Source organism: Streptomyces sp. NPDC048506, from assembly GCF_040651315.1.
Taxonomy (GTDB): Bacteria; Actinomycetota; Actinomycetes; order Streptomycetales; family Streptomycetaceae; genus Streptomyces.
The window spans coordinates 15,213-31,873 of the sequence record NZ_JBEZIX010000051.1 but is presented as its reverse complement, the minus strand read 5'-3'; the positions used below and the strand labels follow the sequence as shown (position 1 = coordinate 31,873).

Genomic DNA, 16,661 nt, shown 5'->3' with positions numbered 1-16,661 from the left:
CTGACAATCGCCCGTCGGTCGCCCGTCGGTCGCCCCCGGACGGCATTCGGCCGCCGCGCCGCCGCTTGCCGGCCTGACGTGCGCTCGTCAGGCCGGCATCCGGTCGGCCGTCCGAGCGGCCATGCGCCTCGGTGGGAGAGAACGAGAGTTCAGCTCCGATAGAGCTCCTTGGCGATGATCGAGCGCTGTACCTCGGTCGCGCCCTCGTAGATGCGCGGCGCCCGGACCTCCCGGTACAGGTGCTCCAGGAGGTGGCCACGGCGCAGCGCCCGGGCCCCGTGGATCTGGACGGCGGCGTCGACGACGTACTGGGCGGTCTCGGTCGCCAGCAGTTTGGCCATGGCCGAGCGGCGGGCGATGTCGGGCGCCCCGGTGTCGTAGGCCGCGGCCGCCGCGTACACCAGCAGACGGGCGGACTCGACCCGGGTGGCCATCTCGGCGAGCTGGTGGCCCACGGACTGTAGGTCCTTCAGCGGCCCGCCGAACGCGGTGCGCGCACCGGCGTGCGCCAGCGCCGCGTCCAGTGCGGCCTGCGCCATGCCGACCGCGAAGGCGCCCACGCTCGGCCGGAAGAGGTTCAGCGTGGCCATCGCGACGGCGAATCCGCGGCCCACCTCACCCAGGACGTCCGCCCTGGTCACGGGCGTGCCGTCGAACTCCAGCGTGCCGATGGGGTGCGGGCTGAGCATGTCCAGGTGTGCTCCGGTGAGCCCGGGCCGGTCGGCGGGGACGAGGAAGGCGGTGACGCCCCGCGCGCCCGCGCCCCCGGTACGGGCGAAGACGGTGGCGAAGTCGGCCTCGGGCGCGTTGGAGATCCAGCACTTCTGCCCGGTCAGCCGCCAGCCGTCCGCGCCGTCCGGCTCCGCGGCCAGGGACAGCGCGGCGGCGTCCGAGCCGGCGTCCGGCTCGCTCAGCGCGAAGGACGCGACCGCGCGCCCGGCGGCGACCTCGGGCAGCCAACGGACGCGCTGGGCCTCGGTCCCCGACTGGAGGACCGGGTAGGCGCCGAGGCCCTGGAGCGCCAGTGCGGTCTCGGCCTCGGTGCACTCCTGGGCGAGGGACTCGCGCAGCAGGCACAGGTCCAGTGCGCGCAGTGTGCCGTCGGCTGGGAACAGGCGGCGCAGCAGGCCCAGTTCGCCCAGTGCGGTGACCAGCGGCCGGTTGACCCGGCCCGGTTCGCCCTGCTCCGCCAGTGGACTCAGCCGTTCGGCCGTCATGGCGCGCAGCGCGGCGCACCACTCCCGTTCCTCCGGTCCCAGCGCGAATACGGTCACGAGGCGGCTCCCTGGTAGCGGTCCTCTATCGCGGTCTGTTGACTGCCGTCACGAACACGTTACGCTGGCGAAGGATCCGAACGGCAGTCCTCGAACCTCGTCGACCGGTCCCGGCCGGGCCGTACGAGCAGCCAACCGCGTCGGCCACCCGGCCGCCCTAGGGGGCGCATCCGCCATGGAGCTACGGTCCTCGGCCCACACCGACACTTTCGCGCGCGACCGACTGCCGCCCCGTGAGCAGTGGCCGCACCTCACCGACTTGGGCTATCCCGACCGCCTGAACTGCGGTGCCGAACTGCTCGACGGCACCATCGAGCGGCTCGGCGCGGACCGGCCCGCGCTGCGCGATGCCGGTGGACCGGTGTGGACGTACGGGCAGCTGCGCGCGCAGGTCGACGCGATCGCCCGTGCGCTCACCGAGCGGCTGGGGGTGCGGCCGGGCAACCGCGTACTGCTGCGCGGCCCCACCACCCCGTGGCTGGCCGCCTGCTGGCTCGCCGTGATGAAGGCGGGGGCGGTCGCGGTGACCGTGCTGGCCACCCAGCGGCCGAAGGAACTCACCACGATCTGCGAGATCGCCCGGGTGCGGTACGCGCTGTGCGACGTCCGCTGCGTCGACGACCTCGCCGAGGCCGACGTCCCGGGGCTGCGGATCACCCCGTACGGCGGGGCCGGCCCGGACGACCTGCGGCAGCTCGCCCGACCCGGCGGCGCACCGTACACCGCGGTGGCGACCGCGGCCGACGACGTCGCGCTGATCGCCTTCACCTCGGGCACCACCGGCCGCCCCAAGGGCTGTCTGCACTTCCACCGCGATGTGCTCGCCGTCGCGGACACCTTCTCGGCACAGGTGCTGCGGCCGGGACCTGACGACGTGTTCGCCGGCAGCCCGCCGCTGGGGTTCACCTTCGGCCTCGGCGGGCTGGTGATCTTCCCGCTGCGGGTCGGCGCCTCGACCCTGCTCACCGACTGGGGCGGTCCACAGCGGCTGCTCGACGACATCGCCACGCACCGGATCTCGGTGCTGTTCACCGCACCGACCGCCTACCGGGCGATGCTGCCCCACCTCGCCGGCCACGACCTCTCCGCACTGCGCCGGTGCGTGTCGGCCGGCGAGAACCTGCCCGCCGCCACCTGGCACGCCTGGCACGAGGCGACCGGTCTGCGGATCATCAACGGCATCGGTGCCACGGAGTTGCTGCACATCTTCATCTCGGCCGCCGACGAGGCCATCCGGCCGGGCACGACGGGGCTGCCGGTGCCGGGGTTCCAGGCGCGGGTGGTGGGCGCGGACGGCGCCCCGCTGCCGGACGGCGAGCCCGGCCTGCTGGCCGTCCGCGGGCCGACCGGCTGCCGCTACCTCGCGGACGCCCGACAGGCGCAGTACGTACGGGACGGCTGGAACCTCACCGGGGACACCTATGTCCGCGAGGCCGACGGCTACTTCCGCTATGTCGCCCGCGCGGACGACATGATCATCTCGGCCGGCTACAACATCGCCGGCCCCGAGGTGGAGGACGCGCTGCTGCGGCACCCCGACGTCACCGAGGCGGCGGTGGTCGGCCGGGCCGACGAGGAGCGGGGTCAGGTCGTCGTCGCCCATGTGGTGCTGCGGCCCGGCGTGCCCCACGACGAGGAGACCGTCGCCGCGCTGCGGGCCTTCACCAAGACCAGGATCGCTCCGTTCAAGTGCCCGCGCGCCTTCGTCTTCCACACCGCTCTGCCCCGCACCCCCACCGGCAAGCTCCAGCGCTACCGGCTGCGTGCCGCCCCTCTAGAGTGATCCGGTGCCCGACCAGCAGACACAGCGCACCCCACGGTCCCTGATCGTCACGTTCTACGGCGCCTACGGGCGCGACCAGCCCGACGGCGGGACGGCGGGACCGGTACCGGTCGCCGCGCTGGTCCGGCTGCTCGGGGTGCTCGGGGTGGACCCGCCGTCGGTGCGCTCCGCGGTCTCCCGGCTCAAGCGGCGCGGGCTGCTGGTACCCGCGCGCACCGCCTCCGGCGCGGCCGGGTACGGACTGTCCGATGCGGCCCGTCAGCTGCTGGAGGACGGTGACCGGCGGATCTTCGGCCGGCCGCCCGCCCGGCCGGCCGACGGCTGGGTGCTGGCCGTCTTCTCCGTTCCCGAGGAGGAACGGCACAAGCGGCACCTGCTCCGCTCCCGGCTGGCCCGGCTCGGCTTCGGCACCGCCGCGCCGGGCGTGTGGATCGCCCCCGCACAGCTCTACGAGGAGACCCGGCACACCCTGGAACGACTGCAACTGGCCCCGTACGTCGATCTGTTCACCGGTACGCACGCCGGCTTCGCCCCCACCTCGGACGCGGTGGCGCGCTGGTGGGACCTGGACGCCATCGCCGCGCAGCACCGCGCCTTCCTGGAGGAGCAGGAGCCGGTCCTGCGCCGCTGGTCACGACGGCGCACGGTGCCTCCCGAGGAGGCCTACCACGACTATCTGCTGGCCCTGGACGCCTGGCGCCGTCTCCCGTACGCCGATCCCGGGCTCCCCTCTCCCCTCCTGCCCGAGGACTGGCCGGGCGGTCGCGCAGCGGAGGTGTTCGCCCGACTGCACGGCAGACTCCGGGCCGCGGGCGCCCGTTACGCGCGAGAGGTGACGGCCGGTCCGTAGGACGTGCCGGCGGACGACGCGTCAGCGGCGCCGCTGGGCCCCCACCACCGCGGCGGCCGGCCGCGGCCTGGCGGCGGCGATCACCGACACCACGTCCTTGAACGAACTGCACATCCGGGTACCGGCGACTCCGGCGAGTTCGCCGAACGTGCCGACACCGTAGGTCACCGCGACCGGCTCCATCCGTGCGGTGACCGCCATCCGCATGTCCCCGACGGTGTCCCCCACATACGCGCTCTGCCACGCCGGGACGCCCAACCGGCCGGCCGCCCGCAGAACCATCTCCGGATGCGGTTTGCCGCGCCGGACCATGTCCTGGCCGATGACCGGGCCGACCAGGTCGCGGATCCCCATGACGTCGAGCAACGCTTCAGCGCTACGGGTGCTCTTGGAGGTGGCGACGGCCAGCTCGACGCCGTGCGCGCGCAGCGCGGACAACCCGGCGGACACACCGGGGAAGAGCAGCTGGGGTCCCTGGCACAGCACTTCGTAGGCGAACAGCTCGCGGTAGCGGGAGATGGCGGCCTGCACCCGGCCGTCGTCCTCGGGCTTGCCCAGCAGCCGGCCGAAGGCGGGGCCGGGCGGCTTGCCGATGGCGGCGGCCGCCTGCCGCGCGGTCACCGAACAGCCCTGCTCCGAGGCCACCTTGACCAGCAGTTTGCTGATTGCCGGCAGGGTGTTGGCGAGGGTGCCGTCCAGATCGAAGACGGCAGCCCTGATCGTCTCGGTGCCGGCGCCCCGTGCGCCTCTCACAGGACGGTCGCGGACTTCCGTTGCTACGCGCATGGCTGGAGACCTTTCCGGATTCCGATGGGGGTGCGAGGGGTTCGGATGACCTTGCTGGCTCGGCTGGTTGGGCGGCCTGCGTTCGACGACTGATGAGGGAGGAGGGCGGTCTCGCCATGGCGCACCGCTGTCCAACGCGGTACGCGACCGTCGCGGTGGCTGCAACGGAAGGGATCGTCCCGTTTACCGCCTTCGGAGATTTAAAAACCGCCTGCGCTGTTTGTCAATGTGCCTTTGTCACATCCTGACGGGTCGACAACGCTACTCCCCAAGGCCAGACTGGGGACACACGGCCCCCGCACACCGCTACAGGCCCGGCATCGCGCGGGCGAACGTCGTCTTCACGACAACGCATGCCAGTTCCGGCCATTCCCCTTGAGCATATCGAACCGCATGGTTGGTTTTCTATGTAGACTGCAATCAGCTTGCAGCCGTACTAGAGACGGGACGGACACCGTGCCCACCCAGCATCGCGCCATCCAAAGCCGCCAGGCACTCATCCGATCGGCCGCAGAGACCTTCCTGGAGAAGGGAGTTCCCGCTGCCGGCATGGTCGAGATCAGTCGGCGGGCCCGCCTGAGCAAGGGAGCCCTCTACTTCCACTTCACGTCCAAGGACGACCTCACCCTCGCGGTGCGGGACACCGCGTTGGCCACCCTCCAGGAGATCGAGGACGCCTTCACCCGCTCCCCGGAACCGCTGCCGGTCGCCGTACGGAACTTCGCCGTTGAGCTGTTCAGCCGGGTCGGGTCGGACGCGGTACTGCGCGCCGGGCTGCGGCTGCGGCCGGAGACCGCACCGGGCTTGGGAATCTACGCCCTGGAGCAGCGCTGGTACGCGCTCTTCCTCGACAAGGCGGTGACATGCGGGACCGGTGAGCCCGGTGGGCCGATCGCGGCCGCCGCCCCGGACGCCGAACCGCGGCGCACCGCCCAGCTGTTGACCTCGATCGTGGTGGGTCTGCTGCACCTGGGCGGCGAGGACGGGACGTGGTGGGACAGCGAGGCCGTGGTCGGCCTGTGGTCGCTGCTGCCGGCCGCGCCCGACCCGGTGCCGGCCGTCGGCATCCCGACGCCGGCACAGCTCCCGGCGGCCGGCTGATCCGTCGGACCGCTACGGCCGGACGCTTCCGTGCGGCGCGCCCGGCATCACAACTCCACCAGCACGGCCCCGATGTGGCACCCCTGTGTGAGCTCGCACAGCGCCCGGGGTGCCTGCTCGATGCCCTTCAGCAGAGCGTGCGGGAAGGCCAGGGACCCGTCCCGCAGGCCCCGACCGAACTCCTGCGTCCACTCCTGCGGCAGATCGGGGTGCGCATGCAGCCCGAAGCCGCGCAGCGCCACCCGCCGCGTGATGATCAGCCCCGCGTCGAGCTCCACCGGGGCGGTCGCACCGCCGTTCCCGCCCAACTGGCTGGAGAGCGCGCCGACCAGCGCGAACCGCGCGTCGGAGCGGGCGACCGTGAGCGCCGCGGCCAGCTGCTCGCCGCCCACGGTGTCCAGCAGTACGTCGATGCCGTCCGGGGCCGCCCGGCGCAGCTGTCGCTCGATCGGGCCGGCACCGCGCACGATCGTGGCGTCGTACCCCAGCTCGGCGCGGAGCCGGGCGGCCTTGTTCTCCGAACCGGTGCTGCCGATGACCCGGCCGGCCCCCAGCCTCCGGGCCAGCTGCCCGGCCAGGCTGCCCACCCCACCGGCGGCGCCGGTGACGAACACGGTGTCCCCGGGCCGGACCTCCGCGGCCCGGCGGAGCGCGCCCCAGGCGGTCGCCCCCTGCGACAGGTGCGCGGCGGGGGTCGGCAGCGCGTCCGGGTCGATCCGGCGTATCCGTGACGCCTCCACGACGGCGAACTCCCGCCATCCGTAAGGGTGATGAACGAGTTCGCCGGGGGTGAGGCCGCCGTCCGGCGCGGCCACCACCTCACCGACCGCGGAGCCCCACAGCGCCCCGCCCGGTACGAACGAGGGCATCGGCAGCGGGGCCGCGGTCATCTGCGTCCGCATCGCCGCGGTCACCGCCATCACCCGGGTCCGCACCAGGACCTGTCCGGGCCCCGGCTGCGGCACCGGGACCTCCGCGATCGTGAAGTGCCGGGTGCTCAGCTCACCCTCGACGCGGGTGGCGAGCCGGACCTCCCGCTGCATGGTGGGCAGGTCGGGCGCGGCGGTGGGGGACATGGGACTGCTCCTGGCTCGTAGTACACGCGGCGGCGACGTTCAATACCGCATGGTTGGCTTCTTTATGATGCGGAAGGAGACCGCGCGGCCACAGCAGCGGGGCGCACTCGGCTACAACTCCAAGAGAGCATACGGAGGATGATCGGTGGTCAAGCAGGAACGCGCAGTGCGCACCCGGCGCGCCGTCCTCGAAGCCGCGGCCCACGTCATCGGCCACCGCGGGTACCAGGCCGCCACGATGGCCGAGATCATCCAGCGCGCCGGGGTCACCAAGGGAGCCGTGTACTTCCACTTCACGTCGAAGGACGCGCTGGCCCGTGCGGTGATCACCGAGCAGACCGACCCCTTCGTGCCGCGGGTCAGTGATTCCCGGCTACAGGACGCCATCGACTTCACCCACCAGGTGGCGTTGGCCCTGCGCAGTGACCCGCTGTTGCAGGCCGGCACCCGTATCGCGGTGGAGACGACGTTCAGCGAGGAGCCGTTGGCGCCCTACCAGGCCTGGACCGACATCATCACCAAGCTGTTCAGCGAGGCCCGGGACAACGGTGAGTTGCTGCCCGGCGTGGCGCCGGACCGGGCCGCCGAATTCTTCGTCGCCGCGTACATGGGCGTGCAGCTGTTCTCGCGCGCCGCGAGCAATCGGGCCGATCTCCCCGAGCGGGTCACGGCGTTGTGGAAGCACACTCTGCCCGGCCTCGCCTCGGCCGGTGCGATGGGCCATCTCGACCCGCACGGCCGTGGTGTGCAGCTCTCCGTCTGACAGCGCGACCGCCCGCCGTTCCGTCCCGTCGAAGAACGACCCTTGGCACTAGTGAACAAACCACATGGTCCGTATCTTAGTGCCGCGGGGCCTCCAGCGAGGCTCGGCCCGTCGGGTCGAGGTTCGCAGATCAGAAAGGGTTGCCTATGGCCAGCGCCACCCTCATGCCGTCCTGGCGCGATCAGCGCCGAAACGGCGGAGGCCGGTTCGGCGACGGAAACCGACGGTCCGTTCTGACCACGACGGTGCAGCGTGAGTACGTGCACCGCGCCGCCGTTTCCGAGGTGTTCCTGACCAACTGGCGGCGCGGCGCGGCCGGCAGTTGGGTGGTGAGCGCGCAGTGGCCGCGTGCGCACAGCTTCTACGCTCCGGTCGGCGGGCTGCACGATCCGCTGCTGCTGATCGAGACCATGCGGCAGGCCGGGATATTACTCAGCCATGTGGCGCAACGGGTGCCACTGGACCGGCCGATCATCTGGCAGCGGATCCGTTACGACCTCGTCCCCCGGGCGCTGCGCGCGGCCGAGGAACCGGCCGAGGTGGAGCTGCACATCACCGACCATGACGTGGTCCGCCGCGGCAAGCGGCTGGCCAGCGCCCGCCAGGAGTTCCGCGTCCTGTGCGACGGCGCCCACCTGGCCTCGGCGGTGCTCGACTACTCCTGTCACAGCCCTGCGGTCTACCGCCGGCTGCGCGGCAGGTACAGCGACCTGACGTTCGCCAACGCCCGCCGGCTGCCGCTGCCGGAGGCGGTCAGCCCGCGATTGGTCGCCCGGGACCGCGACCGCGATGTAGTGCTCTCCCCCACCGGCCGGCCCGACCACTGGCAGTTGCGGGTGGACACCTCCCATCCGGTGCTCTTCGACCACCCCGTCGACCATGCGCCCGGCATGTTGATGATCGAGGCCGCCCGGCAGGCCGCGCAGGCGGCGACGCCCGGGGTCACCGTGCCGGTGGCGATGGACTGCACCTTCGAGCGGTACGCCGAACTGGACGCGCCCTGCTGGGTGCGGGCGCGGACCACGACTCCGGTGGCCAGACCGGCCGCCGACGGCCGCCGGCAGGTCGAGATCGGCGTGGAACAGCACGGCAAACCGGTGATCGCGGCGCGGATCACCAGCGTATCGACCGCCTGAAACACCACCGGGCCCCGGCCCGGACCGCCCCGGAACCGCCCCGCCCCGCTGCCCCTGCCTCCCCGTCAGTGCAGCGTGAGGCGGGGCTTCGGTGCGTCGGTGCGGCCGGTGGGCGGGGTGCGGCTGCCCGCTTGGTAGGGCAGCGGCCAGGGGGCGCCGGGCCCGGCGTACCCCTGCTCGGCGGCGGCGTGCAGCGTCCACTGCGGGTCGTACAGATGCGGCCGGGCCAGCGCGCACAGGTCCGCGCGCCCGGCCAGCACCAGGGAGTTGACGTCGTCCCAGGAGGAGATCGCACCGACCGCGACGACCGGCACGCCCAGAGTGTTGCGGATGCGGTCGGCGAACGGCGTCTGGTAGGAGCGCCCGAAGTCGGGGTGTTCCTCGGGGACGACCTGTCCGGTGGAGACGTCGATGGCGTCGGCGCCGTGCTCGACGAAGGCCGCCGCGATGGCCACCGCGTCGTCGGCGGTGGTGCCGCCGTCCGCCCAGTCGGTCGCGGAGATGCGGACGGTCATCGGCCGCCCGGTGGGCCAGGCGGCCCGGACCGCGTCGAAGACCTCCAGCGGGAAGCGGAGCCGTGCGGTGAGGTCGCCGCCGTAGGCGTCGGTGCGGTGGTTGGTGAGCGGGGAGAGGAAGCCGGAGAGCAGATAGCCGTGTGCGCAGTGCAGTTCGAGCAGATCGAAGCCGGCGCGGGCGGCGGACTCGGCGGAGCGCACGAACTGTTCGCGCACGGCGGTCAGTTCGGGGACGGTCAGGGCGTGCGGGACCTGGTTGACGCCGGGGCGGTAGGGCAGTGCGGAGGGCGCCACGACCGGCCAGTTGCCGTCCGGGAGCGGCTGGTCGATGCCCTCCCACATCAGTCGGGTGGAGCCCTTGCGACCCGAATGGCCGAGCTGTACGCCGAGGGCGGTCCCGGGCGCCGCGCGGTGGACGAAGTCGGTGATCCGGCGCCAGGCCGTCTCGTGGGCCGGCGCGTACAGCCCCGTGCAGCCGGGGGTGATCCGCCCCTCGGGGCTGACGCACACCATCTCCGTCATCACCAGCCCGGCACCGCCCAGCGCGCGGGCGCCGAGGTGGACGAGGTGGAAGTCGCCCGGGGTGCCGTCCACGGCGGAGTACATGTCCATCGGGGAGACCACGACCCGGTTGCGCAGGGTCAGTTCGCCGATGCGGAGCGGGCTGAACATCGGCGGGGTGTCGGCCGGGTGGCCCGCCTCGTCCTCGACGGCCGCGACGAACGCCGGGTCGCGCAGCCGCAGGTTGTCGTGGGTGACCCGGCGGCTGCGGGTGAGCAGGTTGAAGGCGAACTGGCGGGGCGGCTGGTCGACGTAGGTGGCCAGCTCCTCGAACCAGGCGAGGCTGGCACGGGCTGCGCGTTGGGTCGAGGCGACGACCGGGCGGCGCTCCGCCTCGTACGCGGCGAGCGCGGCGGCGGTGTCCGGCTGTTCCTCAAGGCATGCGGCGAGCGCCAGGGCGTCCTCGACGGCGAGCTTGGTGCCGGAGCCGATGGAGAAGTGCGCGGTGTGCGCGGCGTCGCCGAGCAGCACCGTGTTGCCGTACGACCAGCGGTCGTTGACGACCGTGCGGAAGGCGATCCAGCTGGAGTTGTTGGACCGCAGCGACCGGCCGCCGAGGGCTTCGGTGAAGACCTTGGCGCACCACTCGGCCGACTCCCGCTCGTCGGCGCGGTCCAGCCCGGCCGCCCGCCAGACCTCCTCGCGCATCTCGACGATGACGGTGCTGGCGTCCCAGGAATAGGGGTACGCGTGGAGCTGGGCCACCCCGTGGGCGGTCTCGGCGATCTCGAAGCGGAAGGCGTCGAAGGCGACGTCGGCGGCGAGCCAGATGTAGCGGCAGCGGTGGGTGGTCAGCTGCGGGCGGAAGGCGTCCGCGTGCGCGGTGCGGGTCGCGCTGTGCACCCCGTCGGCGGCGATCACCAGGTCGTGGGTGCGGGCCAGTTCGGCGGCAGGCGGTGCCTCGGTGCGAAAGCGCAGCTCGATGCCGAGGTCGCGGCAACGCCGGTGCAGTACGGCCAGCAGCCGTCGCCGGCCGAGAGCGGCGAAGCCGTGTCCGCCGGAGGTCAGGGTGCGGCCCCGGTGCACGACGTCGATGTCGTCCCAGCGGACGAACTCCTGCTGGAGCGCGCGGTACACCTCCGGGTCGGCGTGTTCGATGCCGCCGAGGGTCTCGTCGGAGAGGACGACACCGAAGCCGAAGGTGTCGTCGGGGGCGTTGCGCTCCCACACGGTGATCCGGCGGGTGGGGTCGAGGCGTTTGAGGAGAGCGGCGGCGTACAGTCCGCCGGGCCCGCCGCCGATGACGGCGACCCGCATGGCTACTTCCCCTGCCACTTGGGGTTCCGCTTCTCGGTGAAGGCGGCGTGGAACTCCGCGTAGTCGGCGCTGTTCATCAGCAGCGCCTGGGTGGCGGCGTCCATCTCGACGGCGGCGGCCAGCGGCATGTCGAGCTCCGCCGTCAGCAGCGCCTTGGTCTGGGCGTGTGCCAGCGCGGGTCCCTCGGCGAGCCGCCCGGCGAGTGCGGCGGCCGCCTCGTCGACCCGGCCCTCCTCCGCCAACTCGCTGATCAGGCCGAGCCGTTCGGCCTCCGGCGCCCGTACGGTGTCGCCGAGCATCAGCAGCCGGGTGGCATGGCCGAGCCCGATGACGCGGGGCAGCAGGTAGGCCGCGCCCATGTCGCCGCCGGAGAGCCCGACCCGGGTGAAGAGGAAGGCGAACCGGGCCGAGGGGTCGGCGACGCGGAAGTCCGCGGCCAGCGCGAGCACCGCGCCGGCGCCGGCCGCGACGCCGTGCACGGCCGCGATCACCGGGAACGGGCACTCCCGCACCGCCCGGACGACCTGGCCGGTCATCCGGTTGAAGTCCAGCAGCTGGGCGGTGTCCATGCCCAGGGTGGCGCCGATGATCTCGTCGACATCGCCGCCGGAGCAGAACCCGCGCCCCGCACCGGCGAGGACGAGGGCGCGTACGGAGCGCTCCCGGGAGAGCTCCGCCAGCAGGTCGCGGAGGTCGGCGTAGGCCTCGAAGGTGAGCGCATTGAGCTTCTCGGGGCGCGCCAGGGTGACGGTGGCGACGCCGTCCTCCCTGGTCACGCGGAGGTGCTGCCAGGAGTCGGTGGCTCGGGCGGATCCTGCGTACGGGCTCATCGGACTGCCTGCCCCCTTTGACGGGTCGGCCGGTGGATGTTCTCCGGATGCCTTTCGAAGTTATCACCGATCGGTGACTGTCGTCACGAGAGCGCGACACTCGGCGCGCCGGTGCGGACGGGCCCGGTACCTGCCGAAGGTCCCGGTCTGCGCATGACCTAGGTCACGGCGACGCCGGACCCTCGCCCCTGCCGCGGTCTCCCCCGCGCTCCCTACGGTGGAGCCATGCAGGAGCCGTCCGCCCCTACGACCTGGCACGTCGCGCTGCCCCACGGCGCCACCGCGGTGCCCATCGCCCGCGCCATGGTCAGGACCGCCCTTCAGGACCTGCGGGCCACCGCGGACCGGACCACGGCTCAGCTGCTGACCGCCGAGCTGGTCGCCAACGCCCTCAAGCACGCCCGCGCCACCACCCCCGTCGAGCTGGTGGTGCGGACGTCACCGGCGGGCTGCCGGGTGGAGGTGCACGACGGCGACCCGGCGCTCGTCGAGGGGCTGGGCGCGCCGGACCCGGACCCGGTGTCGCTCGACACCGGGCCGCGCCGCATCGACGGCCGCCGCGGTCTGCTGCTGGTCCGGTCCCTGAGTTCCGCCTCCGGCTGCCGCCCCACGAAGGGCGGCAAGGCGGTCTGGTTCACCCTTCCCGAGATGCCTCGGGTGCGCCGGCGCTGACGGTCACGGCGGGCCGGACGGGCGCGTCCGCGGGCTGCTCCGGGGCCGCGCCGAGCCGCGAGCGGCGCCGTCCGTAGCACGCGTAGACCAGGGCGCCGACCACCAGGAACCCGGCGAACTGAAGCCAGGTGGCCGGGCCGGTGCCGTAGATCAGGTAGCCGCAGAAGCCGATGCCGAGGACGGGGCTGATCGGGAAGAGCGGGACGCGGAAGGGGCGGCGCAGGTCGGGGCGGCTGCGGCGGAGCACCAGGACGCTGAGGTTGACCACCGCCATGACCGCCAGCGTGCCGATGGTGGTCAGGTTCATCACGACGTCCAACGGGACGACCGCGGCCGGGACCGCGAAGACGGCCGCGACGATCCAGGTGTTGGCGACCGGCGTCGACGTGCGGGGCGAGATCCGCTCGAAGACCCGCGGGACCAGCCCGTCCCGCGACATCGACATCAGGATGCGGGTCTGGCCGTACATCACCGCGAGGACGACCGAGGCGATGGCGACGACCGCGCCGAAGGCGATCACCCCGCCGCCGATCGTGGAGTGGGTGACGTGGTTGACGATCAGCGACAGCGCGGCGGGCTGGCCGGCTACCTGGTCGGCGGAGAGCGCCCCGATGGCGGAGAGCGCGACCAGGCAGTACAGGACGGTGACCACGCCGATGCACACCATGATCGCGACCGGGATGTTCCGCCGCGGGTTCTTCACCTCTTCACCGGCCGTGGTGATCGCGTCGAAGCCGATGTACGAGAAGAAGGCGACCGAGGCGCCGGAGGTGATGCCGGCGACGCTCTGCGGCGCGAACGGCGAGAGGTGTCCGGCCCGGAAGGCGCTGAAGCCGACGGCGCAGAACAGCACCAGGATCGCCAGCTTGAGCACCGCCATCGCGGCGGTCGCGCGGGCGCTCTCCCGGATGCCGCGGACCAGCAGCAGCGCGGCGAGCAGCATCACGACGACGGCCGGGACGTTGACGATGCCGCCCTCGCCGGGCGGGTTGGAGAGCGCGGCCGGCAGCTGCCAGCCGGTCAGGCTGCCCAGCAGCTCGTTGAGGTACTGGCCCCAGCCGACGGCGACCGCGGAGATCGAGATGCCGTACTCAAGCAGCAGGCACCAGCCGACGAGGAAGGCGGTGCGCTCGCCGAGGGTGGCGTACGCGTAGGAGTACGAGCTGCCGGAGACCGGGATCGCGCCGCCCAGCTCGGCGAACGAGAAGGCGGTGAAGACGCAGGTGACGGCCGCCAGGACGAAGGAGACGACGACGGCGGGGCCGGCCTCGGCGACGGTGTCGGACAGGCCGACGAAGATGCCGGTGCCGACGATGGCGCCGATGCCGAAGCAGATGAGCTGGAACAGGCCCATGCTGCGCTTCAGGCCGTGGCCTTCGAGGTCCGCCCCCGATTCGGCGACGAGTTGGTCGGGGGACTTGATGCGCAGTCCGGACGGACCTGAGCGGGTCATGCGGGTGGTTCTCTCTCTGGTGGTGCGGTGCGCGCGGCGGGGGTGGGCCACGCACGCAGCGGGGTCCGGACCGGTGGGTCCGAACCCCGCAAGCGGCTCGATGGTAGCCGCTGATGCCGCATGATCGCCCGTCGAGGCGCATGACTATGCAGCGTGACGTTCCTTACTGCGGTGCCGCGCCGCGCTCCGCCGGCCGCGGGCCGCGCCGGTCGGCGAGCGTGGCGACCAGCACCGCCTTGATCGTGTGCATCCGGTTCTCCGCCTCGTCGAAGACCACCGAGTGCGCGGACTCGAAGACCTCGTCGGTGACCTCCAGCGAGCCGAGCCCGTGTCGCGCGTGGATCTCGCGGCCGAGCGCCGTGCCCAGGTCGTGGTACGCGGGCAGGCAGTGCAGGAACCTCACCTCCGGCTTGCCGGTGGCGCGCAGCACGTCCATCGTCACCGCGTACGGGGCGAGCAGTGCGATCCGCTCGTCCCACACCTCCTTGGGCTCGCCCATGGAGACCCAGACGTCGGTGGCGACGAAGTCCGCGCCGCGGACGCCCTCGGGGACGTCCTCGGTGAGGGTGATCCGGGCGCCGCTGGTCTCCGCGAGCGCCCGCGCCCGGTCGATGACCGCCTCCTCGGGCCACAGCTGCTTCGGCGCCACGATCCGGACGTCCATGCCGAGCAGGGCGCCGGTGACCAGGTAGGAGTTGCCCATGTTGTTGCGGGCGTCGCCGAGGTAGGCGAAGGCGGTCTCCGCCAGCGGGCGCCCCCCGCCGTGTTCGATCATGGTGAGCACATCGGCGAGCATCTGGGTCGGGTGCCAGTCGTCGGTCAGCCCGTTGAAGACCGGTACGCCGGCGTGCTCGGCCAGCTCCTCGACGTCGGACTGCCGGCTGCCGCGGAACTCGATGCCGTCGAACATCCGGCCGAGCACCCGGGCGGTGTCCTTGACCGACTCCTTGTGCCCGATCTGCGAGCCGGACGGGTCCAGGTAGGTGGTCGAGGCACCCTGGTCGGCGGCCGCGACCTCGAACGAGCAGCGGGTCCTGGTCGAGGTCTTCTCGAAGATGAGGGCGATGTTCCGGCCCTTCAGGCGGGGGATCTCGGTGCCGGCGCGCTTGGCCGCCTTCAGCTCGGCCGCCAGGTCGATCAGTCGGCGGAACTCCTCGGCGCTGAAGTCCAGCTCCTTGAGGAAGTGGCGACCGGTGAGGTCTATCGCCATGGGTGGGCTCCTGGTTCGCGGCGGTCGGGACGGGGGCGTGCGGACGCATGAGAGGGTCGCACAGACCCGCACCCTGGAAGTGTATACGAGGCACCGTATCCCTATACGGACGGTGGGGCGGCCCTCCGCGGCGTCCCGCCTCAGGCTGCCCCGGGCACCGCCTCCCTCGCCACCGGGCAACTCATACAGCGCGGTCCACCGCGCCCCCGCCCCAGCTCGCTCCCCGGGATCGTGATCACCTCGATGCCACGCTTGCGCAGGAAGGTGTTCGTGGTGACGTTCCGCTCGTAGGCCACCACCACGCCCGGCTCCACCGCCAGCACATTGCACCCGTCGTCCCACTGCTCCCGCTCGGCGGAGTGCACGTCCTGCGTCGCGGTCAGCACCCGGATGTCGGACAGTCCCAACGAGGCCGCTATCGCGCGGTGCATATGCTCCGGCGGATGGTCGGTGACCTTCAGGTCCTGCTCGCCCGAGCCCGGTTCGATGGTGTACGAGCGGAGCATGCCGAGCCCCTCGTACTGGGTGAAGGTGTCCCCGTCGATCATGGTCATCACGGTGTCCAGGTGCATGAACGCCCGCCGCTTGGGCATGTCGAGCGCCACGATCGTGCGCGCCGACCCGGCCGCGAACAGCCCGCGCGCCAGCAGTTCGACGGCCTGCGGCGTGGTCCGCTCGCTCATCCCGATCAGCACCGCGCCGCTGCCCAGCACCAGCACGTCACCGCCCTCGATCGTCGAGGGGAAGTCCGCCTGTCCCTCCGACCAGACGTGGAAGTCCTCACCGCGGAAGAGCGGGTGGTGGCGGTAGATCGCCTCGTAGTGCACGGTCTCGCGCTGCCGGGCCGGCCAGCGCATCGAGTTGATCGACACCCCGTCGTAGATCCAGGCGGAGGTGTCGCGGGTGAAGAGGTGGTTGGGCAGCGGGCCGAGCAGGAAGTCGTCCAGGTCCATCACGTGGAAGCGGACCGAGGTCGGCTCCGGATGGCGTTCCAGGAACTCGCGCTTGGTCATGCCGCCGACCAGCGCCTCCACCAGCTCCGGGACCGGCAGCTCGTCGAAGGCGGCACGCAGGTGGTCGGTGGCCAGCGGCCCGTACTCCTTCTCGTCGAAGACCCGGTCCAGGACCAGCTCCCGCGCCTCGGGGATCTGGAGGCTCTCGGCCAGCAGATCCCCGAAGAGGTGCACCTGCACACCCCGGTCGCGCAGCACGTCCGCGAAACCGTCGTGCTCGGCCCGCGCCCGGCGCACCCACAGCACGTCGTCGAAGAGCAAGGCGTCCTTGTTCGACGGCGTGAGCCGCTTCAGCTCCAGATCGGGGCGATGCAGGATGACCCGGCGCAGTCGCCCGGCCTCTGAGTCGACATGGAATCCCATCTCCCCATCTTGGCCGCT

14 protein-coding genes are annotated in these 16,661 nt (G+C 72.4%); 6 read left to right on the top strand and 8 right to left on the bottom strand.

Features of this window, described 5'->3' with window-relative positions; genetic code table 11:
* Positions 1-149 precede the first annotated feature (149 nt).
* Positions 150-1,274, bottom strand: coding sequence for an acyl-CoA dehydrogenase family protein (locus AB0C96_RS33280; RefSeq protein ID WP_362922668.1), 1,125 nt, complete (start codon positions 1,272-1,274; stop codon positions 150-152).
* Positions 1,275-1,449: 175 nt separating this feature from the next.
* Between AB0C96_RS33280 and AB0C96_RS33275 the strand changes: the two genes are divergently transcribed.
* Both AB0C96_RS33275 and AB0C96_RS33270 read left to right on the top strand, forming a co-directional pair.
* The gene (locus tag AB0C96_RS33275) at positions 1,450-3,057 is read left to right on the top strand and encodes an AMP-binding protein (RefSeq protein WP_362922667.1); all 1,608 of its coding nucleotides are present in this window, start codon (positions 1,450-1,452) and stop codon (positions 3,055-3,057) included.
* 4 nt (positions 3,058-3,061) lie between these two features.
* Positions 3,062-3,907: a PaaX family transcriptional regulator C-terminal domain-containing protein gene (locus tag AB0C96_RS33270; protein WP_362922665.1), complete on the top strand. Its 846-nt coding sequence runs from the start codon at positions 3,062-3,064 to the stop codon at positions 3,905-3,907.
* Between the two features lie 21 nt (positions 3,908-3,928).
* Here AB0C96_RS33270 and AB0C96_RS33265 read toward each other — a convergent pair whose 3' ends face one another.
* Positions 3,929-4,693 carry an HAD family hydrolase gene (locus tag AB0C96_RS33265; RefSeq protein ID WP_362922663.1) on the bottom strand — a complete coding sequence of 255 codons (765 nt, stop codon included), beginning with the start codon at positions 4,691-4,693 and terminating at the stop codon, positions 3,929-3,931.
* Positions 4,694-5,149: 456 nt separating this feature from the next.
* On the opposite strand from AB0C96_RS33265, the gene AB0C96_RS33260 reads away from it, so the two are divergent.
* Positions 5,150-5,794, top strand: coding sequence for a TetR/AcrR family transcriptional regulator (locus AB0C96_RS33260; RefSeq protein WP_362922661.1), 645 nt, complete (start codon positions 5,150-5,152; stop codon positions 5,792-5,794).
* 47 nt (positions 5,795-5,841) lie between these two features.
* On the opposite strand, the gene AB0C96_RS33255 is transcribed toward AB0C96_RS33260, so the two are convergent.
* Entirely contained in the window at positions 5,842-6,870 is a 1,029-nt protein-coding gene (locus AB0C96_RS33255) for an NADP-dependent oxidoreductase (protein WP_362922660.1), read from the bottom strand.
* 145 nt (positions 6,871-7,015) lie between these two features.
* Here AB0C96_RS33255 and AB0C96_RS33250 point away from each other — a divergent pair, with 145 nt between their 5' ends.
* The gene (locus AB0C96_RS33250) at positions 7,016-7,633 is read left to right on the top strand and encodes a ScbR family autoregulator-binding transcription factor (RefSeq protein ID WP_362922658.1); all 618 of its coding nucleotides are present in this window, start codon (positions 7,016-7,018) and stop codon (positions 7,631-7,633) included.
* A 146-nt stretch (positions 7,634-7,779) separates the two neighbouring features.
* Complete coding sequence (locus AB0C96_RS33245; RefSeq protein ID WP_362922656.1) at positions 7,780-8,769, top strand: ScbA/BarX family gamma-butyrolactone biosynthesis protein; 990 nt, start codon at positions 7,780-7,782, stop codon at positions 8,767-8,769.
* A 65-nt stretch (positions 8,770-8,834) separates the two neighbouring features.
* On the opposite strand, the gene AB0C96_RS33240 is transcribed toward AB0C96_RS33245, so the two are convergent.
* Entirely contained in the window at positions 8,835-11,102 is a 2,268-nt protein-coding gene (locus AB0C96_RS33240; RefSeq protein WP_362922713.1) for a bifunctional salicylyl-CoA 5-hydroxylase/oxidoreductase, read from the bottom strand.
* Positions 11,103-11,104: 2 nt separating this feature from the next.
* On the bottom strand, positions 11,105-11,932 hold the full coding sequence (locus AB0C96_RS33235; protein ID WP_362922655.1) for an enoyl-CoA hydratase family protein: 828 nt from the start codon (positions 11,930-11,932) through the stop codon (positions 11,105-11,107).
* Between the two features lie 225 nt (positions 11,933-12,157).
* Here AB0C96_RS33235 and AB0C96_RS33230 point away from each other — a divergent pair, with 225 nt between their 5' ends.
* Positions 12,158-12,604 (top strand): ATP-binding protein, encoded by a 447-nt coding sequence (locus AB0C96_RS33230; protein ID WP_362922654.1) that lies wholly within the window; start codon positions 12,158-12,160, stop codon positions 12,602-12,604.
* Here the strand turns inward: AB0C96_RS33230 and AB0C96_RS33225 are convergent.
* The 3 genes from AB0C96_RS33225 to AB0C96_RS33215 form a co-directional block, all read right to left on the bottom strand.
* Complete coding sequence (locus AB0C96_RS33225; RefSeq protein ID WP_362922652.1) at positions 12,567-14,057, bottom strand: amino acid permease; 1,491 nt, start codon at positions 14,055-14,057, stop codon at positions 12,567-12,569. The genes AB0C96_RS33230 and AB0C96_RS33225 overlap by 38 nt on opposite strands.
* 163 nt (positions 14,058-14,220) lie before the next feature.
* A complete protein-coding gene (argF, locus tag AB0C96_RS33220) occupies positions 14,221-15,267 on the bottom strand; it encodes an ornithine carbamoyltransferase (protein WP_362922650.1) in 1,047 nt (348 codons plus the stop codon).
* Between the two features lie 140 nt (positions 15,268-15,407).
* A complete protein-coding gene (locus AB0C96_RS33215) occupies positions 15,408-16,643 on the bottom strand; it encodes an arginine deiminase (protein WP_362922649.1) in 1,236 nt (411 codons plus the stop codon).
* Positions 16,644-16,661: the final 18 nt, after the last annotated feature.

Excerpts from the sequence above, each read along its gene's own strand:
- AB0C96_RS33215 (WP_362922649.1), bottom strand. The coding sequence starts at position 16,643 with ATGGGATTCCATGTCGACTCAGAGGCCGGGCGACTGCGCCGGGTCATC.
- AB0C96_RS33255 (WP_362922660.1), bottom strand. The coding sequence starts at position 6,870 with ATGTCCCCCACCGCCGCGCCCGACCTGCCCACCATGCAGCGGGAGGTC.
- AB0C96_RS33265 (WP_362922663.1), bottom strand. The coding sequence starts at position 4,693 with ATGCGCGTAGCAACGGAAGTCCGCGACCGTCCTGTGAGAGGCGCACGG.
- AB0C96_RS33235 (WP_362922655.1), bottom strand. The coding sequence starts at position 11,932 with ATGAGCCCGTACGCAGGATCCGCCCGAGCCACCGACTCCTGGCAGCAC.
- AB0C96_RS33230 (WP_362922654.1), top strand. The coding sequence starts at position 12,158 with ATGCAGGAGCCGTCCGCCCCTACGACCTGGCACGTCGCGCTGCCCCAC.
- AB0C96_RS33240 (WP_362922713.1), bottom strand. The coding sequence starts at position 11,102 with ATGCGGGTCGCCGTCATCGGCGGCGGGCCCGGCGGACTGTACGCCGCC.
- argF (WP_362922650.1), bottom strand. The coding sequence starts at position 15,267 with ATGGCGATAGACCTCACCGGTCGCCACTTCCTCAAGGAGCTGGACTTC.
- AB0C96_RS33225 (WP_362922652.1), bottom strand. The coding sequence starts at position 14,057 with ATGACCCGCTCAGGTCCGTCCGGACTGCGCATCAAGTCCCCCGACCAA.
- AB0C96_RS33275 (WP_362922667.1), top strand. The coding sequence starts at position 1,450 with ATGGAGCTACGGTCCTCGGCCCACACCGACACTTTCGCGCGCGACCGA.
- AB0C96_RS33245 (WP_362922656.1), top strand. The coding sequence starts at position 7,780 with ATGGCCAGCGCCACCCTCATGCCGTCCTGGCGCGATCAGCGCCGAAAC.